At 34.6% G+C, this 23,117-nt stretch carries 12 protein-coding genes and 1 CRISPR repeat array; of the genes, 5 read left to right on the top strand and 7 right to left on the bottom strand.

What is annotated here, in order from left to right; translation table 11 throughout:
* Window positions 1-44 precede the first annotated feature (44 nt).
* The 3 genes from P5P89_RS01065 (at window position 45) to P5P89_RS01055 (ending at window position 8,944) form a co-directional block, all read left to right on the top strand.
* Window positions 45-938: a M20/M25/M40 family metallo-hydrolase gene (locus tag P5P89_RS01065; RefSeq protein WP_278010356.1), complete on the top strand. Its 894-nt coding sequence runs from the start codon at window positions 45-47 to the stop codon at window positions 936-938.
* 247 nt (window positions 939-1,185) lie between these two features.
* Window positions 1,186-5,604, top strand: coding sequence for a type II CRISPR RNA-guided endonuclease Cas9 (gene cas9 / locus P5P89_RS01060; RefSeq protein ID WP_278010355.1), 4,419 nt, complete (start codon window positions 1,186-1,188; stop codon window positions 5,602-5,604).
* A gap of 97 nt (window positions 5,605-5,701) precedes the next feature.
* Window positions 5,702-7,844: direct repeats of the CRISPR family, unit length 36 nt; unit sequence GTTGTGGTTTGATTAAAGATTAGAAAACACGATATT.
* 494 nt (window positions 7,845-8,338) lie between these two features.
* Window positions 8,339-8,944, top strand: a complete 606-nt coding sequence (locus P5P89_RS01055; protein ID WP_278010354.1) for a transposase — start codon at window positions 8,339-8,341, stop codon at window positions 8,942-8,944.
* Here P5P89_RS01055 and cas2 read toward each other — a convergent pair.
* Window positions 8,941-9,270, bottom strand: a complete 330-nt coding sequence (cas2, locus tag P5P89_RS01050) for a CRISPR-associated endonuclease Cas2 (protein WP_269236691.1) — start codon at window positions 9,268-9,270, stop codon at window positions 8,941-8,943. The two genes, P5P89_RS01055 and cas2, sit on opposite strands and share 4 nt — an antisense overlap.
* Entirely contained in the window at window positions 9,246-10,160 is a 915-nt protein-coding gene (gene cas1, locus P5P89_RS01045) for a type II CRISPR-associated endonuclease Cas1 (RefSeq protein ID WP_278010353.1), read from the bottom strand. Before cas1 ends, cas2 begins: the two co-directional genes overlap by 25 nt.
* A gap of 263 nt (window positions 10,161-10,423) precedes the next feature.
* Between cas1 and P5P89_RS01040 the strand changes: the two genes are divergently transcribed.
* Together P5P89_RS01040 and P5P89_RS01035 are read left to right on the top strand one after the other, a co-directional pair.
* The gene (locus tag P5P89_RS01040; RefSeq protein ID WP_278010352.1) at window positions 10,424-12,733 is read left to right on the top strand and encodes a PAS domain-containing protein; all 2,310 of its coding nucleotides are present in this window, start codon (window positions 10,424-10,426) and stop codon (window positions 12,731-12,733) included.
* Window positions 12,734-12,933: 200 nt separating this feature from the next.
* On the top strand, window positions 12,934-13,677 hold the full coding sequence (locus P5P89_RS01035) for a sensor histidine kinase (RefSeq protein WP_278010351.1): 744 nt from the start codon (window positions 12,934-12,936) through the stop codon (window positions 13,675-13,677).
* 120 nt (window positions 13,678-13,797) lie between these two features.
* On the opposite strand, the gene P5P89_RS01030 is transcribed toward P5P89_RS01035, so the two are convergent.
* The 5 genes from P5P89_RS01030 to P5P89_RS01010 form a co-directional block, all read right to left on the bottom strand.
* Window positions 13,798-15,249, bottom strand: coding sequence for an FAD-dependent oxidoreductase (locus P5P89_RS01030; protein WP_278010350.1), 1,452 nt, complete (start codon window positions 15,247-15,249; stop codon window positions 13,798-13,800).
* A 96-nt stretch (window positions 15,250-15,345) separates the two neighbouring features.
* The gene (locus P5P89_RS01025; RefSeq protein ID WP_278010349.1) at window positions 15,346-17,463 is read right to left on the bottom strand and encodes a cation:proton antiporter; all 2,118 of its coding nucleotides are present in this window, start codon (window positions 17,461-17,463) and stop codon (window positions 15,346-15,348) included.
* A gap of 3 nt (window positions 17,464-17,466) precedes the next feature.
* The gene (locus P5P89_RS01020; protein WP_223680571.1) at window positions 17,467-18,042 is read right to left on the bottom strand and encodes a hypothetical protein; all 576 of its coding nucleotides are present in this window, start codon (window positions 18,040-18,042) and stop codon (window positions 17,467-17,469) included.
* A 270-nt stretch (window positions 18,043-18,312) separates the two neighbouring features.
* Window positions 18,313-20,358: a transketolase family protein gene (locus tag P5P89_RS01015; protein WP_278010348.1), complete on the bottom strand. Its 2,046-nt coding sequence runs from the start codon at window positions 20,356-20,358 to the stop codon at window positions 18,313-18,315.
* 50 nt (window positions 20,359-20,408) lie between these two features.
* On the bottom strand, window positions 20,409-23,030 hold the full coding sequence (locus P5P89_RS01010; protein ID WP_278010347.1) for a glycoside hydrolase family 3 protein: 2,622 nt from the start codon (window positions 23,028-23,030) through the stop codon (window positions 20,409-20,411).
* Window positions 23,031-23,117 lie beyond the last annotated feature (87 nt).

Below are 23,117 nucleotides of genomic sequence, written 5' to 3'. Positions count from 1 at the left end.
GTTTTTTTCTTTTCAGCATGATTGTAAATGCCCAAAAAAACAATTTGGCACAGACATTCTATAAACACGACAAATACCTTTCTTCGGATAAGTTAGAAGGGCGTTTTCCGGGAACCAAAGGCAATAATGAAGCGGCTGCTTACATCAAAAAATATTTTAAGAAATACGGTTTAAAAAAATTTGATAATAATTATTATCAGCCTTTCAGCCTTTTTGTGAAAGAAGGAATAAACAAGATGAAATCAGATAGTGTTTCGACTCAAAATGTTGTCGGATATCTTGAAGGTTCCGATGAAAAACTGAAGAACGAATATATAGTAATAGGCGCTCATTATGATCATTGGGGATGGGGAGGACAAAATTCAGGCAGTAAAAAGAAAGAAGCTTTCGCAATTCATAACGGAGCAGATGACAATGCTTCAGGAGTTTCGGCTTTACTCTGTATACTTGAGGAATTATCAAAAGCTAAAGTCAAGCCCAAAAGAAGTATCATTTTTATCTCTTTTAGTGGTGAAGAGGAGGGACTGTTAGGTTCTAAATATTTCGTATCTCATTTGCCGGTTCAAAAAGAGGCTGTAAAAGTAATGTTGAATATGGATATGGTGGGAAGGCTAAATGAAGAAAAGCAAATTTACATGGGAGGTGCCGGAACTTTTCCAGATGGAGTAGAATTGATGAAGAAATTAGGAGAAACCAGTAACCTTAATCCAGTTGTGCATGCGGGTGAAGTAGGAGGCTCTGATCATGTCTCGTTTTATAAAGCTGGTATATCTGCTGTGGGATTTCATACCGGAGGCCACCCACAATACCATACACCCGAAGACGATATTGATTTCATAAATAGTCAGGGAGGCGCTTTGGTAACGCAATACATTTACAATGCTTTAATAGCCATTGCAAATAATCCGCAGCAACTCTATTTTATCAAGCAGGATTAGGGAATATTTTATCTAATTATCTCTAAGAGAGAATCTTATTTTTTTTTTTCTAAATAAAAAAGTCCCACCGAAGCAGGACTAAAGATTTTCATCTACGGCATATAGCCTTATTGTGATAAGATTAAAGATTAGAAATTTTAATCAGTTACAAATGTAGAGAAAAAGTAAATTAGTTTGAATAAGGAAAACCGTATTTGTCTTAATTTATTTTGTCTTATATTTCGTTCGTGTTTAAAATTTAGGAGATATGGCAAAAATTTTAGGATTAGATTTAGGAACGAACTCGATTGGGTGGGCGATTAGAGATACTGAAAATGAAGGCAAGGAGCAAATTATTGATAAAGGAGTTAGGATATTTTCCGAAGGAGTAAAATCTGAAAAAGGTATTGAAAGTTCGCGTGCTGCTGAAAGAACAGGTTACAGAAGTGCAAGAAAAATAAAATACCGTAGAAAATTAAGGAAATACGAAACTTTAAAAGTTCTTTCTGTAAATGGGATGTGTCCTTTGTCGATTGAAGAAGTTGAAGAATGGAAAAAATCTGGTTTTAAAAAATATCCGCTTAATCCTGAATTTCTGAAGTGGTTGAAAACCAGCGATGGCGATAATATTAATCCTTATGTTTTTAGGGATAGAGCCAGTAAACAAAAAGTAGCTTTATTTGAACTTGGACGAGCTTTCTACCATATTGCCCAAAGAAGAGGATTTTTGAGTAACAGACTTGACCAATCAGCAGAAGGAGTTTTCGAAGAACATAATCCCCAAATCCAAGCTTTAATTGAGGATTTAGATAACACAAATTTGATTTTGGAAGAATTAAATGGTTATTATCTGAATATAGGAATCATAGAATTAACTGAAAAAGTTGTTTTTAAAAAAGATTTAGATGAAGGTGAAAAAAAACTGAAAACACTTTATAATTCTTTAGTTGCCATAACAAAGAAAAATGAAGGAGATATTGAGAAATGTAAAGAAGAACTCATTGCCAGATTAAATAAAAAAGATGATTTAGGAAAAGTAAAAGGTGAAATAAAAGATATTTCACAAGCAATGCTTGATCGGAATTTTAAGACTTTTGGGCAATTTTTTTTTAGTCTTTATAACAAAGGAAAAATCAGAAATCAATATACTTCAAGGGAAGAACATTATCTTAAAGAATTTGAAATAATTTGTGAAGTTCAGGGAATAGAAGGAATTGATAATACCGAAAAATTACCCGAAAAGAAATTTACAGGTTTAGCCAAAGATTTGTATAAAGCCATTTTCTTTCAGCGACCATTAAAATCACAGAAAAGCTTGATTGGTAAGTGTTCTTTTGAAAAAAGCAAATCACGTTGCGCAATCACTCATCCGGATTTTGAGGAGTACAGAATGTGGACGTATTTGAACACCATTAAGATTGGAACCCAAAGCGAAAAAACATTGCGTTTTCTGACACAAGAAGAGAAATTGAAATTGATTCCGAAATTCTACAGAAAGAACGATTTTAATTTTGAAATTTTAGCCAAAGAGCTTGTTGAAAAAGGAGCAAGTTTTGGCTTCTATAAATCCTCAAAGAAGAACGAGTATTTTTATTGGTTTAACTACAAATCAACTGATACTGTTTCTGCTTGCCAGGTTTCAGCTTCGTTGAAAAATTCTGTCGGGGACGATTGGAAAATAAAAACATTCACCTATCAAACATTAAATGCAAAAAAAGAAGAAGTAACCAAAACCGTTGATTACAAAGATTTGTGGCATTTGCTTTCTGTTTCGACTTCGGATATTTATTTATATGAATATGCAAAAGAAAAATTAGGATTAGATGATAAAAGTGCAAAAGCTTTTAGTAAAATAAAATTGAAAAAAGATTTTGCCAGTTTGAGTTTATCTGCAATCACTAAAATTTTGCCTTATCTAAAAGAAGGGCTTTTGTATTCTCACGCAGTATTTATGGCAAACATTTCAACTATTGTGGATGCCGAAATTTGGAAGGATGTTGAACAAAGAAACTATATTCAAAATAAAATCGCAGAAATTATTGAAAATTACACTTTTGAAAAAGGTTTGTTGGAAGTAGTTAATGGTTTAATAAAAGAATATAAAACTGAAAATGAAGATGGTAAAAAAGTATATTATTCAAATGAAGCAGAACCAGAATTTGCAAATGATTTGAAGAAAAAATTACTTGGTTTTTACAAATCAAATAAGATGGAGGATGAAAGAGAGCAACAAGCCATTTTCAATCATTTGTTACCAATTTTTATCGATCAATTAAAGAAATATGAGTTCATCAAAATAAAGAGATTAGATGAAAAAGTTTTAGAATTTCTGAAAGGAGAAAATGAAACTGGTCAAGTATTTTGTAGTGAAGAAAAAGGAACAGACCAGGAGAAGGAAAAGAAAGTAAATAATAGGCTAAAAAAACTATATCATCCATCAGATATCGAGGTTTTCAAAAAGAAAATTATCAAAGATGAGTTTGGAAATGAAAAAGTAGTTTTAGGAAGCCCTTTGACTTCATCCATTAAAAATCCTATGGCAATGCGAGCTTTGCATCAATTGCGAAAAGTTTTGAATACGCTTATTCTTGAAGGTGAAGTTGATGAAAACACAAGAATTCACATTGAGATGGCTCGTGAATTGAATGATGCGAATCGAAGAAAGGGAATTCAGGATTATCAAAAGGAGAATAAAGATTTCAGAGACAATGCCATAAAAGAAATCAAGAAATTGTATTTGGATGAATGTGGTAAAGAAGTAGAACCAACGGAAGACGATATTCTAAGATATCAGCTTTGGATTGAGCAAGATAAATGTGAGATATACGAACAAGGCAAAAATATACGGATATGTGATATAATAGGGAGTAATCCTGCTTATGATATAGAGCATACCATTCCAAGAAGTATTTCACAGGATAATTCTCAAATGAATAAAACGCTTTGTAGTCAGAGGTTTAACAGAGAAATAAAAAAGCAAAAAATGCCAATTGAGTTAAGTAATCATTTGGAAATTTTACCAAGAATTGCGCATTGGAAAGAAGAAGCAGATAATTTATCAAGAGAAATCGAGATAATTAGCCGTTCCATAAAAGCAGCATCAACAAAAGAAATAAAAGATAAAAAAATAAGAAGAAGGCATTACCTGACTTTGAAACGAGATTATCTTCAAGGAAAATATGATAGATTTATTTGGAAAGAATCAAAGGTTGGATTCAAAAACAGCCAAATCCCGGATACAGGAATTATTACCAAATATGCGCAAGCTTATTTAAAATCGTATTTTAAAAGAGTAGAAAGCGTAAAAGGTGGTATGGTCGCCGAATTTAGAAAACAATGGGGAATTCAGGAAAGTTATATTGATGAAAACGGATTCAAGCAATACAAAGAAAAAGACCGAAGTAAACATACACACCATACAATTGATGCCATAACGATTGCCTGTATGACCAAAGACAAATACGATGTTTTGGCTCACGCATGGAAATTGGAAGACGAGCAAAACAAAAAAGAGGCAAAAGCTATAATAGAACAAGCCAAACCTTGGAAGACCTTCAAAGAAGATTTACTAAAAATTGAAGAGGAAATTTTAGTTTCGCATTACACTCCTGACAATGTTAAAAAACAGTCTAAAAAGATTGTTAGAGTTCGTGGGAAAAAGCAATATGTAGCCGAAATAGAGCGTGATGAAAAAGGAAAAGCAATACCAAAAAAAGATGCGAATGGGAATGTAATTTATAAGTTAAACGAAAAAGGAGAAAAAGTCCCAAGATTGCATCAGGGAGATACGATAAGAGGTTCTTTGCATCAGGATAGTATTTATGGAGCGATTAAAAATCCATTAAAAACTGATGAAATTCGTTATGTTATCCGTAAAGATTTAGAAAGTTTAAAAGCCAACGATATTGAAAACATTGTTGATGAAACTGTAAAAGAGAAAGTAAAAGAAGCCATTGCCAATAAAGTTTTATTACTTTCTTCGAATGCGCAACAGAAAAATAAAATTGCCGAGAATAAAAAGGTTTGGATGAATGAAAAAAAGCAAGTTCCGATAAAGAAAGTTAGAATTTACGCTAATTCAGTCAAAAATCCTTTACACATTAAAGAGCATAGTTTATTGTCAAAATCACGTCACGAACACAAACAAAAAGTTTATGGACAAAATGATGAAAATTTTGCAATGGCAATTTATGAAGGAATTGATAAAAAAGGTAATACTAAAAGAAGTTTTGAACCGGTTAATTATTTAGATGCTGGAAATTATTATAAGCTAAGCAATAAAAATAATAACAACAATACATTAGTTCCTCTAATTCATTTAAAATCTCAATTGCCTTTAAAATATGAAGTTAAAAAAGGTGATTTAGTTTTATTTTATAAAGAAAGAACAGAAGAATTAAATGACTTGAATGATACAGATCTAACAAAGAGATTATATAAAGTTATAGGCTTTGAAGGTGATGGAAGGATTCAATTTAGACATCATAAAACTGCAATGCAACAAAGTAGTTCCAATAAAGAAGAATTAACAATTGTTAAATTTATGGCTGAAAACAATTTAAAGAATTCTCAAATTGATTTCGACAATCCAGTTCCTTGGTTAAGGTTGAGAGTATCAAATTGTGATTTTTTGCTAAATAATAAAGAATTTAAAATTAATTCATTAGGTAAAGTCATAATTCTATAACAGATGAAAATAAGTTCTTTGACATAAGTTTTTCAATCTCTTAAACAGCTCAAACCACAACGGAAAATCATCCTGATTTTCTGCCAACGGATTTTCCGTTGTGGTTTGATTAAAGATTAGAAAACACGATATTAAAAAAGAAGAAATCACAGAAGCAATAGGGTTGTGGTTTGATTAAAGATTAGAAAACACGATATTAGTAATACCGGAGGTAATTACAGTTCTCCTGTTGTGGTTTGATTAAAGATTGGAAAACACGATATTTCATAATAATTTTATTTTATTGGTTACTTAGTTGTGGTTTGATTAAAGATTAGAAAACACGATATTTCCGGTCAAAGCATTATGTTCGGGAACTGAGTTGTGGTTTGATTAAAGATTAGAAAACACGATATTTTTTTAGTCTGTACGCATTCATCATAATAAGTTGTGGTTTGATTAAAGATTAGAAAACACGATATTGTCTGTAAAAGATAATCCGGTGCCAACACAGTTGTGGTTTGATTAAAGATTAGAAAACACGATATTACGTAGTTTTCCGTCACGTTCTGGTATTGGGTTGTGGTTTGATTAAAGATTAGAAAACACGATATTCGGAGTCAATCCATACGTTAGAGCAACATGGTTGTGGTTTGATTAAAGATTAGAAAACACGATATTCCTGTCAAACAACCTATAGGCAGGTAATTGTTGTGGTTTGATTAAAGATTAGAAAACACGATATTCATGATGCGTGAAAGGTTTGATTTAGATAAGTTGTGGTTTGATTAAAGATTAGAAAACACGATATTCATTAAAAGAGCGTTTGGTTGAAATGGATAGTTGTGGTTTGATTAAAGATTAGAAAACACGATATTTATTTTTATCTTAACTAATTCACGTCCTCTGTTGTGGTTTGATTAAAGATTAGAAAACACGATATTGGATGTTTCACGAACATGTTTTGAAAGTTAGTTGTGGTTTGATTAAAGATTAGAAAACACGATATTAGTAATTAATTGCAGATGTACTATTGCATTGTTGTGGTTTGATTAAAGATTAGAAAACACGATATTAGCAAGCTTTGCAAAAACATCGCTAACAGGTTGTGGTTTGATTAAAGATTAGAAAACACGATATTAAGTCGTTTTCAATATCTTCAGCGGTACAAGTTGTGGTTTGATTAAAGATTAGAAAACACGATATTTTAGAAACCTTAATAATGTTTTCGGAAATAGTTGTGGTTTGATTAAAGATTAGAAAACACGATATTTATCTTCTATAGTTTTACAACCCCATGCTGGTTGTGGTTTGATTAAAGATTAGAAAACACGATATTACAACGGTTTAATATTCAAAGTGTAATTCGTTGTGGTTTGATTAAAGATTAGAAAACACGATATTAGTAGAGGACGTGATACATGTAAAAACTGTGTTGTGGTTTGATTAAAGATTAGAAAACACGATATTGATAGAACATTACGGAATAAATGAATGCGGGTTGTGGTTTGATTAAAGATTAGAAAACACGATATTCATCCGGTGAAAACTGTTTTATCAAAGTCAGTTGTGGTATGATTAAAGATTAGAAAACACGATATTAGTATTCTATCCTTTAATTGATGAAGCATAGTTGTGGTTTGATTAAAGATTAGAAAACACGATATTATGAATTCGCATGATAGATATCCTTATTTCGTTGTGGTTTGATTAAAGATTAGAAAACACGATATTTTATATGAATGGCAAAACTGCACCCCAACAGTTGTGGTTTGATTAAAGATTAGAAAACACGATATTGTTCCATTTATAATTTTTCTTGCGCCTACAGTTGTGGTTTGATTAAAGATTAGAAAACACGATATTTGAAAATCGGTGTCCTATTATTCACGAACGGTTGTGGTTTGATTAAAGATTAGAAAACACGATATTAGTAGGTGATGTACATGAAAATGAATATGTGTTGTGGTTTGATTAAAGATTAGAAAACACGATATTGGTTTTTTTATTGGGTAAAAGGCAAAACTGTTGTGGTTTGATTAAAGATTAGAAAACACGATATTTTTTAGAGCTTTAAAGTTTTTACCTGGCTTGTTGTGGTTTGATTAAAGATTAGAAAACACGATATTTGGCAGCTATAATGGCTTTAGGCGGTTCTTGTTGTGGTTTGATTAAAGATTAGAAAACACGATATTTATCTTATTTCACAGCGTCCAAATTCCTTAGTTGTGGTTTGATTAAAGATTAGAAAACACGATATTAGTTGGCCTGTTTCCTTCTGATAATCATATAGTTGAATCGAAATATCGTATAAAAAAATGCCTCTTTTTTGGATTGATACCCCAGGATTGAGGCATTTTTTTGTTTGTAATAATTTGAATTTGAATGTTTTTATCATGATCATGATGGTTTGCGAAGGGACAGCTCGCGAGCTGTCCGTACTTTGTTAATCAAAAAATAGTGATAATCGGTTTCATTAGTATATTTCGGATTTTTCGATTTGATTAAAGATTATAAAACACGATATTTTAGTTGGTCTTTTTCCTTTTGATAATCATAGGGTTAAATTGAAATATCGTATAAAAAACGCTTCTTTTTTGGATTGATAACCCAGGATTGAAGCATTTTTTTGTTTGTAATAATTTGAATTTCAATATTTTTATCATCAAATAATGATTGGTCTGCGAAGGGACAGCTCGCGAGCTGTCCGTACTGATATGCATGTTTGGTAAATGCAATTATAAATTGAAGGATAATGAAAAATAGAAAAAGAAATAGAATGCAGGGATTTGATTATTCCAGCGATAATTTATATTTCGTCACGATATGTGTTCAGGATAGAATTTGTTGTTTTGGATCTGTGGGGACAGGTCGTGACCTGTCCGTACATCATTCCAATGAAAATCATTCCAATGAAAATCATTCCAATGAAAATCAGTTCGAAAATAATTGTGCAGATCTAAAAATGGATTTGAATGAATTTGGAAAAATCGTAAAGCAGCAAATTGAATGGCTGGAGGAACAATATAAATATGTTGAAATTCATAATTATGTTGTAATGCCCAATCATGTTCATATGATTATAGAAATTGATAAGAATAAATTATTAATAGGGACAGAAGGGACAGCTCGCGAGCTGTCCGTACAGGAAATCAAAATAAAATCATTATCAGGTTTAATAGGAGCGTTTAAAACCACATCATCAAAATTGATTCATAGGGCTGGTTTTGAAGATTTTTCCTGGCAGCGTTCTTTTCACGATCATATCATTCGAAACGATAAATCATATCACAACATTAGTAATTACATTGATTTGAATCCTGAAAAGTTGGTATCAGATACTTTTTTTGCTAATCGTTAAAACAATTCTAATTGTGTGGGCTGAGGTGCAGACGGTACAGCTGCTTTACCCCAGAAATTCAAAATATTACCAAACTGTTTGTCGGTTATGCGAAGTATGCTTACCTTTCCTAAAGGTGGGAGCAATTTGTGAATTCTTTTCTCATGAACATCGGCACTTTCGCCGCTGGCACAATGGCGAACATAAACAGAATATTGCATCATCGAAAATCCATCTTTTAATAAATTATTTCTAAATCCAGATGCATTTCGTCTGTCTTTTTTTGTTTCTGTTGGGAGATCAAAAAAAACAAAAAGCCACATTATTCTATATCCGTTAAGTTCCATAAAGCAGGATATTTAATTTTTTTTCGATTTCCTGTGAAACATTGTTGAAGCGAACTTGCCGTTTTTTGCAAAGCGATCATTAAAGGACTTTTCTCCTCTTTAAAATAAACTGTTCGGGTTAATATTTGTAATAATTCAGCCTTAATAATGGTGTTTAATTCCTGTTCCTCAAAACACTGCATAATTTCAAATACCTTTTCATCAACAATAGGCCGGAATGGCTCCATAATGTCATCCGCAAGGGCAAAAGCATTATATTTACTTTTATGGTGAATTCCTAATGTATTCAGTAATCCGCTTCCGGAAAGCGCCCGGGCAGTTGCGGCTCTTAAAATGGCGTAACCGTAATTCAGAAAATTGTTAGGATAGTCCCCATAGCGTTCCCTTTTGATTCCGTCAAAATCTAAATGTGGCCGGGGGAAGTATTTCCAATACTGTTGTGCAGCAACTCCTTCCATGTTAGAAGAATCGCCACTCAATACTTTACTGGCCAAAAAAGGGAAACTATTTTTGGATTTGGTTATTTTTTCAAGTAACAGCCCCTGGTTTTTAATCTTTTCAATTATGGTTTGCTGCCATAATTGTTTTTTTAATGGTATGGAAGCTTCAATTTGATTTTTGAAAATTTCCTGCTGAATATGATGACTGTTGAGGTTTAAAATCATGCCATTAGGAAGATGATTTTTTCCGCAGATTACAATAGATGTATTGTTTTCAACAAGTAAATTCATGGCAGGAATACTCAGGTAGATTTCATTATGATCGAGAACAAGAAATCCGATATCTTCAATAGGAATTGTGCTCTCCCGTATTTCTGATTTCAGTACCAGCTGATTGTTTTTTGCCGTAATAGAAAATTTGTTTTCAATTAGAATAGTTCTTTTTAGCATAAATTCAATTTGAAATTAAATAACCTTACATTCAACTTTAAGTTGATTCTTTCATTAATAACCTTAAAGTTCGACGTAAAAGAAATACGGTGTTTACGGTTTTCCATAATTTACAGATTTTTAGTTTCGAATATATTTATGAATTATGCAAACGGTAAATTATTTTATTCTTCCGAGAAAAATCAGATATAAATAATAGTAAAAAGCAACGACTTCAAACCTAAATTTATACTACCTTCACATTAGTAATAAGAGTGAAATAAATGAAGGAAGTACTGGAAGAGAATAGTGGTTTGGAATACGCATTTTTAAAAAACGGAGGAGAGACAGGTGTTCTTCTAAGTAACTTAAACCATGTTGATTTGGGACATGTTTCAGATTGGTCTGAAAGTCTTAGGACTGCGGTAGGAATTATGCTTACTTCTCCTGTTGCTATGTTTATTGTCTGGGGTAATAAAAAACACTTCTTTTTTAATGATTCATTTAAGAACTATCTAACAGTTGGAGATAAATTTTCTGATTTATTGGGCCAGCCTATGGATAAAGTATTAACTTCTCACTGGCATACTATCGCTGAAACTATAAATACAATACTTGATGATAGTATTTTTAAATCAAAAGATGCTTTAGACTTAACATTAATTAGAAATAATGACATATTGAGTCTCCATCTTTCTTTAGCTTATAGTCCATTGTATACTTCATTTAATAACATTGAAGGGGTTTTTGTAACCTGCACAGAGAACCCATCTTATACCTTAGATAATATCGAAACAAATAAAAGCGAGTTTGCGTCTATTTTTGAGGATTCACCTGTGGGTATTGCGACATTAAGCGTTGATGATGAGTTGATTTTTCAAAGTGCAAATATTTTCTACTGTGAATTGGTTGGACGAAACCGCGAAGATTTAATTGGGAAACCTTTGTTAAAGGCACTGCCGGAACTTCAAGGACAGGGTTTTGATGATCTTCTGAGAGAAGTGATTATTACAGGAAATCCTTATATAGCTAAAGAAGTCGAGGTTGAGCTTTTTCGTAGTGGAGCATTGGAAAATATTTATGTAGATCTTACCTATCAGGTTAATAAAAACGGATTTCAAAAAACAAACAATCTTCTTGTTGTAGCAACTGATGTAACAAAGCAGGTTTTGAGTCGCCGTGCGGTGGAAGAAAGTGAAGCACGGCTAAAAAGCCTAATTGCTGCTGCTCCTGCCGGGATTGGTTTGTTTGTAGGTCGTGATTTAATCGTTGAAAATCCTAATCAGACTTTTATAGATATTGTTGGAAAAGGCCCGAATATTGAAGGTCTGCCTCTACGTGAGGTGATGCCTGAACTTATTACTGAGGGCCAGGCCTATCTTAAAATACTCGATGATGTTTTTACAACAGGCATTCCTTTTATTTCCCCTGCATCTCTTGTCAAAATTGTTCAAAACGGAATACTAAAAGATAATTATTATAATATTTCTTATACGCCAATAAAAAATAAATCAGGGGAAATTGATGCCATATTAGATATTGCTATTGATGTAACAGCACAAGTTCACGCGCAAAAAGCATTAGAAGAAAGTGAGGCACATCTGGAATTATTAAGGGATACAGTGCCCGCCATGATTTTTTATCTCGATCGGGAACAGCGTTATCAGTCGTATAATTCTGTTTTTATGGATTGGTTTTCGGTTGGCGAAAAGGAAGCCATTGGTAAAACAGTACGGGAGTTTATAGGAGAAGCAGGCTATGAGAAAGTACTGCCCCATCTTAAAACTGCCTATTCGGGCCAGCAGGAAAAATATGAAATGTTTGCACCTTCAAGAATGGGGACCGACAGATGGCTTAGTATTGTTTATACACCACACATAATTAGTAACGGAAATGTAGCTGGACTCATTGTTCATGCTACAGATATAACGCAGAGTAAAAAAACTGAAATGGCTCTTCGTGAAAGTGAATCTAATCTTCGTGCGGTAATTGCGGCAGCACCAGTTGCAGTTAGTTTATTTGTTGGGGAAAATTTAATTATAAAGAATGCTAACCAGTCTTTTATTACCTATGCCGGAACAACTGCCAACCCTGAAGGTAAAATGCTTTCTGATGTTTTTAAAGATCATGGTTCGGAAACTTTTCTCAAAACAGTAAAAGAAGTTTATCAAACAGGAAGAAGTTTCTCTGCCAGCGGGATTCCAGGCTTAAATACAAAAGAAAAAGAAACACATTTTTATAAAGTCAGCCTTACCCCATTATTAGATGGAGAAGGAAATATTTATGCTGTATTGTATGTTGGTTCAGATGTGACCTCTGAACTTGATTCTATAAGAAAAGTAGAGCAGGCAGAAGCAGTAATGCGTTCTGCCGTTGAACTTGCCGAATTGGGTACATGGTCGATGGATGTGCAATCAGGTGTTACCACGATGTCGCAACGACACGCTGATATGTTTGGTTTTAAAGAGATCGTAATGACATCAGAAAAGGCAAGATCAGTTATAATACCAGCGGATCAAAACAGAGTGGAAGAAGCTTTTTTCGCTGCTCAAAAAAGGGAACTTCCGGAAAATATGAAGCCGAATATAAAATAATTCACGGGATCACCGGCAGGGAAAAAATTATACATTCAATTGGTCAGACTTTTTTTGACGATGAAGGTCAACCTCTACTAATAAACGGTACAGCACAGGATATAACGATTCAAAGACAATTACAGCTTGCATTAGAAAACGAGGTAGAACAGCGGACATCTGAATTAGAGACAACTTTAAAAAAGCTGCAAATTTCAAATTTGGAACTTGAAAAATCTAACGATGCCCTTAAACATTCTAATCATGAACTTGCGCAATTTGCCTATGTTGCGAGTCATGACCTTCAGGAACCACTACGCAAGATTCAAATTTTTGCAGGACTGCTTAAGGATGGAAAATCCAGCATGGCTCCTGAAACAATTGTCAGCAAAATTGCATCTTCCAGCGCACGAATGAGCATGTTGATCTCAGATTTGCTTGCTTTTTCACGTCTTCTTAATCCTGAAAAATCATTTAAGCCAGTAAATTTAAACCTGGTAATTAAAGATTTGTGGAATGACTTTGAAATTGCTGCGCAGGAAAAAAATGCAACATTAATTGTAGAAAGTCTTCCGGTAGTAAATGCTTCAAAACTCCAGATGAATCAGTTGTTTTATAATCTGATGAGTAATGCTCTTAAATTTACAAAAGCGGGTACTCGCCCTGAAATTAACATAAATGTTGAAACTGTAGCCCGAACTTATCTCGAGAACATTACTAGAGATGCGATTGTTTCAGATAATTACTATCATATTACTTTTACTGATAACGGAATAGGTTTTGAAAAGGATTATGAAAATCAGATTTTTGAAATCTTTAAACGTCTTCATGAACAGCATATTTTTCCGGGAAGCGGTATCGGGCTGGCACTTTGCAAAAGAATTGTGATGAATCATCAAGGTGTAATGTATGCAGAATCAGAACCGAATAAAGGGACAAAATTTCATATTTTCCTGCCTGTTTAGAATGACAAAAATTACATTTTCTTTTAATTTTTAAAGTAAAATCCAAAGACTAATGCATTTCACTGGATCATCAAAAAGACAGCATTGCTTGCAAAAGAACAGAAGTTTAAAAAGATAATATTATTGATCATTCTTGAACCATCTTCTGGGCGCATCACTTTCATGAAGTACAATTTCAGAATGCAGGAACTTTGCAGCGTCTGCGGAATCTTGTACTTTAATTGCACTGCGTTCTAACATTTCTGATTCAAATTCCATTAGTGCACTTTTTCGTATTCCTGCTTTTCTCCAGTCAGATGAAGGTCTGCATCCTTTAAAAATGCTTCGTGCCAATGTAAGTGCGTCAAGAATTGCCTGATTGGCACCCTGCCCTTTAAACGGGCTCATTGGGTGTGCAGCATCTCCAATCAGTGTTACTGATCCTGATTTTTCCAGTAATTTGTGTTTAAGCAATTCACGGTCATAAACAGGATATCCGGAAATACAGCTTTCCTCAGTTGCTGATACAATTTGAGGAATAGGATCGTGCCATTGGGTTCTTCTGCATGATTCTTCTTTGAGAGCCTTAGCTCCTTTAGTACTTAATGATTTAGCTTCTTCTTCAGCCATCGGAAAGCTAAGCTGCCACATTACTGAATCTGATGAATAAGGCATAATGTAGATGCGTTCGTTGCCATTGGCAGTCTGAAATATGGTTGCCGAGTCCAGTAAAGGACTATTAAGATGTTCTAAAGCATGTAATGGACAGATACCTAAAATTACTATACATCCCAGATAATGCAAAGGCGTAGTGGTTTCTCCAATAAGCAGCTTTCGGACAGAACTTCGAATACCATCGGCTCCAACTACAAGATCTGCTTGTGTTTTCTTAATTTTTCCATTAACCTGAAAACTGAGACAAACACCTTTTTCAGACTCCTTAAAATCTATTAACTGATGTCCCCATTGTATTTGATTACTTCCTCCAAGCTGCTCCAGTAAAGCTAATCGTAAAGATTGACGTGCAATATGCACATTCGTACGTTTGGAAGATGTTTTTGTATCAGACTGAAGCCATTTTCTGGTTCCCCATTCAGCAATTACTTTCCCATCCGGAGTATGAACCAGATGCCTTGTTGAAATCACCCCATCTTTTAAAGAGAAAATCCCCAATCCCTGAATTGCTTTGCTGGCTTGTTGTAAAGTGAGTCCATAGCCCTGAGATCGCGCATTAAAGTCTTTGTCACGTTCGTACAGTGTAAAAGGAATTCCCCGATGCAAACACGCTACCGCAAGAGCAATTCCACCAATTCCGCCGCCAATAATAGCAATGTGTGGAAATTCTTTATTTGCTACTGGAATATTTGCAACAGCTTGTAACCCTGATCCGGAACAGTCTGGACATGAATACAGGTTTCCTTTTGGCGGAAGCGGTGCCGTACCTTTGCCTTGTATTTTTTGAAATTCCTCCAATGTAATCTGGTAAAGAAGCCGTGTTTTTTTGCTTATTCTTCGGCTTTTTTTTCCGCGTCCCTGGCATTCCCGGCATATTGTCCAGCTTACAGGTTCATTTTCCACTTTTTCTACTTTCAATTTTTTACTTGATAATTATTATCGGTATTTAAAAATGCAAAGTTAAGATAAAATGAAAGGGATTATTAGTTAACAGAGAGTATAAATCTTATTAGTTTACTTGAAAATCCTTCCAATAATTTTTCCAATATCAGCAAAATCATCCAGATTACTCACAGCTCTTTTTTCGGTTACTGTATTATCAATTTTTGAAAAAGGATAAATAAGGATATAATTATTGTTGCTGAGGTTTTTGTTTAATATTTCCGGGACTTTTTGCATTTGCGAAAAATAAGACTCCATACCTCTCTCTGCCATTAGCATTATCAAACCTTCGTCATCTTCTAAACTAAAAGCTGCCTGCTGACCTTCTTCCCATGTTGTAATGGTATTAAAAACGGCTTCAATATTAGCTTTTTTAATAATACTTTTTAAAATCTGGTTCGTTTTTTCATTGGCATAGAAACTCATTTTTGCTCCTGAATTTTTGCCAATGTTCCAGACTTTTAGAAGAGAAAGGAAAAATCCTGGCTCACGCTCTGCATTTGCAGGAATAAGAACGATATATTTTTTTATCGTTGCTACGGGCTGTATGGCATGATAAATAATGATGTTGATTTGCTTATTGCGTAAATAACCATTGTAGAGATTGTAAAGAAAAGAAGATGAAAAACCTTTTTCTTCCAGACCAATGATTAAATCTGTAATGTTTTGTTCTTTGACTACATTATTTATTCCGGATACTACATCATTGTCATGCCTTGTAATCGGATTTAGTTTTACATCTGCACCAGCAGCTATTTCTACCGCTTCTCCTAATAATTTCTCTGCATTTTTAGTAGAGGATTCGCTTTTTTCTTCATTTATAATATTTAGTGCAAAAAGTCCGTCTTTGTTAGTTTGTGTTTTAATAAGAAGTCCCAGGTTGACTAATTTCTCCACGGTATTTTCATGATTTATAGCCATCAGGATGTTTTCTTGTTCATGACTAGCTCCTGCAACAGTTTCTTCTTTGTCAGAATCTGCAATCCTTTGGGCACTTGCCATTGAAACAAATGATGAAATGGTACAAGAAACCAGGATCAGTAAAATACTTCCATTAAGGACATGCTCATTCAACAAACGAATAGGTTCTCCTGCTTCATTTTCAGATAAAATGATATTGTAGCCTACCATTACAGAAGCCAGTGTTGCAGCGGCAGAAGCAGAGCTCATCCCAAAAATTAGCGTCCCTTCATCATTGGTGAGCCGGAATGTTTTTTTGGTAAAAAAAGCAGCCACATATTTTCCTCCAATAGAAGCTACCAGCATAATAGAAGCTACACCCAAAGTTTCCCAACTCTGAATAAAAGCATTAAAATCAATCAGCATTCCTACACTGATCAGGAAAAACGGAATAAAGATCGCATTTCCAACAAATTCAACCCGATTCATAAGTGATGATGTAATCGGTATAAGTCGGTTTAAAGCAAGACCGGCAAAAAAGGCTCCGATAATCGCTTCAATTCCTGCCAATTCTGCTAATAAAGAGGCCAGATAAATCATTACAATGACAAAAATATACTGAGAGATTTTGTCTTCTACATTTTTAAAAAACCATCGTGCAATGATTGGAAATACAAGTAAAACGATCAAGGCAAAGACTAGCATCGAAACCGATAATTTAACCCAGAAAGAAGTCCCGACTTCTCCTTGTGACATGCCTACCACTACAGCCAAAACGACAAGTGAAAGCACATCTGTAATCATTGTTCCGCCGACAGTAATATTCACTGCCAGTTTTTTTGCAATTCCCAGCTTACTTACCATTGGATATACGATGAGTGTATGAGATGAAAAAAGGCTGGCAAAAAGAACTGATGTTAACAAGGAAAAATGTAGTATATAATAACCGCCAATAAGTCCAAGAATAAACGGGAATATGAAAGTGTAAAGTGAAAAAGTAATGCTCTTCCATTTATTCTTTTTAAAATCGCCCATGTCAATCTCAAGTCCCGCTAAAAACATAATATAAAGCAATCCGGTTGTTCCTGTTACGACAACACTGCTGTCGCGGGCAAGGACATTAAATCCGTTTGGGCCTATTACGGCACCAGCTATGATAAGACCTAAAAGATGGGGTACTTTTATTTTATTCAATAAAAGGGGAATACATAAAATTATGATAAGTTCTATTAGGAATTTCAGTAATGGATCTTCTACAGGAAGACTAACGTGTTGAATACTTAATAACATAAATTATTTTTTTTGGGGAAGGGTAAGTTCTACTGAAAATTTTGCTGTGCAGTTATCTTGTCTCGTTATTGTCTGTGTTCCTTTAATGACGTTTTCTTTGATGTCATCCAGAACTACATTCATTTTTATTCTGTTTTTTGAAATACTGTCACTGTTGAATTCGAGCTGTATCTTATCGTCGATATACCTGGCTTTAAATACACGTATAAGTTTTTTGTTGTTCAAAACATTCATATAAATCCCGCTAGAATCAGATAAAAACTGCCAGGTCTCATTTCGTTGATCACCAATAACATATTGATTACAATTGGACTCCCTGCAAAGCATTTTACTGTTCCAGATGCCCTGAATGTTTTTTGGCCATTCTTTTATTGGTTCAACAGGATTATTAACAGTATCTTTTAAGGCTATTATGCTGTCGCGGAATATGAGCAGGGCCTGGTAATCTGCTTCCTTGTCAGCTAATTGTTCTTCCCTTAAGATTAAAGCTTTTTCTCTGTTTTGAAGTTCTAGTTCTTTTTTGTTTTCACAAGAAATAAACACACATGTAAAAAATAATAGCAGAAGATTTTTTTTCATGAAACAGGTTTTGTGATTTATATTTATTCAAATAAAAAATTACACAGTAAGAGTGCAAAATATAACTTAACTACTACAAGTTACTAAATTAATTGCGAAGACGCCAGTTTTTTGTTTTTTTAAGATTAATTTAATTTCAAAAAGTCGTATAAAAAATGAGTGTGCTTTACACCAAAAAACGAAATAAAAAAGCCTCCAAATTCATCGACTTGGAGGCTCATTAATAAAATAGAATAATTGTATTTTCTATTAAATCATTTTTTATTTTATTTAGTTTGACTTATTTGCATCTAAATATTTAATGATTTCATCGCAGGCATTTTTACTGGTAAAGCCAAATTTTTCATCCAAAATATGGGCAGGAGCAGAGTAACCAAAATGATCCAGTCCGAAAACTGTTCCACGGCTTCCCGCAAGATTTTCCAGATTGACCGGAAGCCCTGCTGTCAGTCCAAAGACCAATCCGTTTGTTGGAATAACACTTTCCTGATATTCTTTTGGCTGTGACCTGAAAAGTCCTTCAGAAATTACAGAGGCCACGTTTATTTTTAGTTTAATGCTGCTTTCTAATTCAACTGCTGCTTCAATAAGAGTCGCTACTTCAGATCCATTTGCTATTAAAGTGATATCAGGATTTTGAACAGCTTTTACAAGGTAGCCTCCTTTTTTTGCTTTAGAAGCTTCTTCAAATCTTGAATTCCCTGAAGTTGGAATGTCGGTAATGTTTTGTCTCGAAAGAATTAATCCTGTTGGTGTTTTTTTGTTTTCCAATGCCATTTGCCATGCTACCGAAGTTTCAACAGCATCTGCAGGTCTCAGGGCTAATAAACTTTGATCTCCTGAGTGATTTTTGATTTTTTCCAATAATCTAATCTGAGCTTCCTGTTCAATTGGCTGATGCGTTGGTCCGTCTTCGCCTACGCGGAAGGAATCATGGGTCCACACATATTTTACTGGAAGTTCCTGAATTGCTGCAAGTCGAATGGCAGGTTTCATATAATCAGAAAACACAAAAAAGGTAGCTACAACCGGAATAACTCCCCCGTGAAGGGCGATTCCGTTTGCAATTGCTGCCATGGTAAGTTCTGCAACTCCAGCCTGAAGGAATCCACCGCTAAAATCATCCTTTTTCAGAACCGAAGATTTTTTTAAGAAGCCATCAGTTTTGTCACTATTGGATAAATCGGCAGAAGAAACAATCATATTTTCTACATTTTCAGCCAGATATCCCAAAACTGCTGCCGAAGCATCACGTGTAGCCGAATTGGCTTTTTGTGCTATCGAACTGAAATCGAGTTCCGGCAGGTCACCATTAAAAAACTGCTGGATTTTTTTTGCCAGTTCAGGATTTTGCTTTTCCCAGGCAGCAATTTTTGTTTTTGTTTCTGCTGCTTCTGCTGTTTTTCTGGCTAAGACGTTTTTGTAATGCGCAGCAACGTCTTCGTAAACAGCAAATGAATCTTCCGGATTTGCTCCTAAATTGAGTAATGTTGATTTAAAACATGCTTTTGTCCCGCCAATTGGTTTTCCGTGAAGTTCACACTGTCCTTCGTACATTTCTCCATCAGCTGTAACGCATCCTTTGCCCATAATGGTTCTTCCAATAATAAGTGTAGGTCTTTCTAATTCTGCATGAGCGGCATTGAGCGCAGAACGGATATGAGTATGGCTATGACCATCGATAGTGATGACTTTCCATCCCCAGGATTCATATTTCATTGCAGTATCTTCGGTCGTAACTTCATCGGTCATTGATGATAGTTGCACATCGTTTGAATCATAAAACATAATGAAATTATTCAGTCCCAAATGCCCTGCAATACGACCAGCCCCCTGAGAAATCTCTTCCTGAACCCCTCCGTCTGTTATGAATCCGTAAATTTTATGATCGAATAAATTATTAAATCTGGCAGATAAAAACTTTGCTGCAATAGCGGCACCTACACCCATAACATGCCCCTGACCCAAAGGGCCTGAAGTGTTTTCGATACCTCTTTTTACATCAATTTCAGGATGTCCTGGCGTAACAGAACCCCATTGTCTAAAATTCTCTAAATCTGTTTTTTCATAATTGCCTAACAAATGATATTGGGCATACATTAAAGCAGAAAGGTGACCGGCATCCATAAAAAAACGATCCCTGAAAATCCAATGCATGTCTGATGGATCGTATTTTAAATATTCTGTATAAAGGATATGCATAAAATCGGCTCCGCCCATAGATCCGCCTGGGTGGCCTGAATTTGCTTTTTCTACCATTGAAATGGCTAATGCTCTAATATTATCCGCAGATAATTGGTCTATTGTCTTGTTCATTTTTTGTTAATTAATGTAATCTTGAGTTGTTATTAAACTTAGATTTATTACTAGTCTATTTGAATAATCTGGGTTACAATATTGTTTTTTATTTCATTTTTTTCATCTGGCTGACAGCCCCCGATAGCAAGTTTTATTTTTCCGGAAAATTGTTTCAGGTTACCTTCTGTATTAATTGAAGAAAGGTCTTCAGGAGAAAGTGTAAAACTGATTATTTTGCTTTCACCTGATTTTAAATTAAGCCTTTCAAATCCTTTGAGGCTTTTTAAAGGTGCTTTTACAGATGGATTTTGGTTGATAATATACAATTGGGTAACTTCTTCTCCTTCCGATTTTCCGGTATTGGTTATTCTTACTGAAACTGAAACAGGCTGTCCTTTCTTTATTTTGGAAGAAACTTTTAACTGATCGTATTTAAATGAAGTATAACTAAGTCCATACCCAAAACCATAAAGCGGATCACCTTTAAAATAGCGATACGTTTTGTTATCCATGCTGTAATCAACAAAAGCAGGCAGGTCTGAATCGCTTTTGTAAAATGTAACAGGTAGTCTTCCTGCAGGGTTATAATCTCCGAAAAGGATATCTGATACAGCATTTCCAGCCGCTTGGCCTCCATACCATGCATTGAGTATTGCCGGAATATTTTCCGCCTCCCAAGGGATGGCTATAGCGCTGCCTGTCATCATGACAAAAACGACTGGTTTTCCAGAGGTTTTCAAAGCTTTCATCAGCTCGGTCTGAACTTTTGGAAGTAGGATAGAGGTACGGTCACCACCTGCAAAGCCTGGAAAGTTTACAGGCATTTCTTCGCCTTCCAGCTGTGGGGATATCCCGCCAACATAAATGAATGCATCGGCGTCTTTATTGTTATCCACTATTTTTTTGGAATCCGTTTTTTCAAAATTACCAGTATTCAATGCAACGTTGGCTTTTCCTTCACCCTGCCAGTATTCTAAAACCAATTTATAAACGGTGTTTTTTTTCGTTATTAATTTAAACGTTTTTTCTCCCCATCTGTTTCTGTCCCATGCATTTATAACTTGTTTTCCATCTATTAAAAAACGATACCCATCATCTGCACTAACTTCAAAAGTAACAGAGCCATCCTTTTCTGCTGTAAAGTTTGTGGAATAGCGTGCAGAAAATTGGTTCGCTTTAATGTTTTTTATAACAACTTCGCCTTCCTGCCAAAAGTTGTTGATTTCTGGTTCGGTTCTTACAGCTTCAGGTTCACCGGAAAGATTTTTGTTATTATAATATTCGGCTTTAAAACCCTGTTTTCCTTCGTAAGCGTATTGATTTTTAAGATTCTGATATACTAATAAAGTGTCATTTGTAAAGTTGACTGCTTTTTCATAAACGATTTCAGTATTAGGACCTGCTTTTTCTTTAATTCCCTGTAAAACTGTTGTTAACTTGCTCGGAGTTCCGTTGTAATTTCCTAAAATGGATATAGAGTTATCCGCATTAGGACCAAGTACCACAATTTTTTTCAGGTTTTTATTTAGTGGTAATACATTTTTCTCATTTCGAAGCAAAACCATAGATTGTCTCGCCATTTTTAAGGCATGCTGCTGATGTGCCGTATTTTCTAAAACAGAAGCCGGTGTCTGTGCATACTTTACCATTTCAGCAGGATCAAACATTCCAAGCCTGAAACGAATCATAAAAAGGCGTTTTACAGAGATATCAATTTGTTTCTCACTTATTTTTCCGTTTTTTACAGCCTGAACTAAAGCTTTATAGGCATCAGTACCACAGTCAATATCTGTTCCGTGAAAAACAGCATCTGCTGAAGCAGATTCAGCATCCGGATGTGTTTTATGGTTTTTGAAAAAATCATCGATTGCCCAGCAGTCCGAGGTCACATAGCCATCAAATTTCCATTGATTTCTTAAAATATCTGTCATTAATATATCACTGGCACAACATGGCTGTGTCCTGAAGGCATTATAAGCACACATTACACCAGCAACTTTAGACTCTGTTACTAATTTTTTAAAAGCAGGGAGATAGGTGTCCCAAAGTTCATATGGTGTTACATCAACATTAAAAGTATGGCGTAAAGATTCAGGTCCGCTATGCACGGCATAATGCTTGGCGCATGCAGCAGCTTTTAGGTATTTAGGATCATCTCCCTGAAGGCCTTTTACAAACGAATCGCCCAGAACACTTGCCAGATAGGGATCTTCACCATACGTTTCCTGTCCGCGTCCCCAGCGTGGATCGCGAAAAATATTAATATTAGGTGTCCAGTAGGTGAGCCCTAAATAGCGTTCATTGGTTCGGCCTGTTGCTACGGCTTTATTGTAAATGGCTCTTCCTTCAAGTGCTGAATAGTCTGCCATTTTAAAAAGTGAATTTTTATCAAATGTGGCCGCCATAGCTATTGCCTGAGGATAGACAGTTGTTTTAAAAGGAGTTCTGGCAACTCCATGTAAAGTCTCATTCCACCAGTCATATGCAGGTATTGCAAGTCTTGGAATTGCCGGAGACGAATTTAACATCTGGGATACTTTTTCCTCTAATGTTAACTGGCTTACAAGGTCATTTACCCGTTCTTCAAAACTTAATTTGGTATTTTGAAACCGGAATTTCTCCTTTTCTTGTGCTAAGCAATAGCATGAAATTATCAGTGCAATTAAAGTTGTGATTTTTTTTGTTTTCATTAGCTATATTTTATAGAGATGTGGAACTTAATTAAATAATTATAATTAAACAACCGATTGTGTAAAGGAATAACTTTTTTTTAAAAT

This window comes from Flavobacterium gyeonganense, assembly GCF_029625295.1.
GTDB lineage: Bacteria > Bacteroidota > Bacteroidia > Flavobacteriales > Flavobacteriaceae > Flavobacterium > Flavobacterium gyeonganense.
Note: the sequence above shows the minus strand (reverse complement) of the source record. Positions and strands in the feature narration are given on the sequence as shown.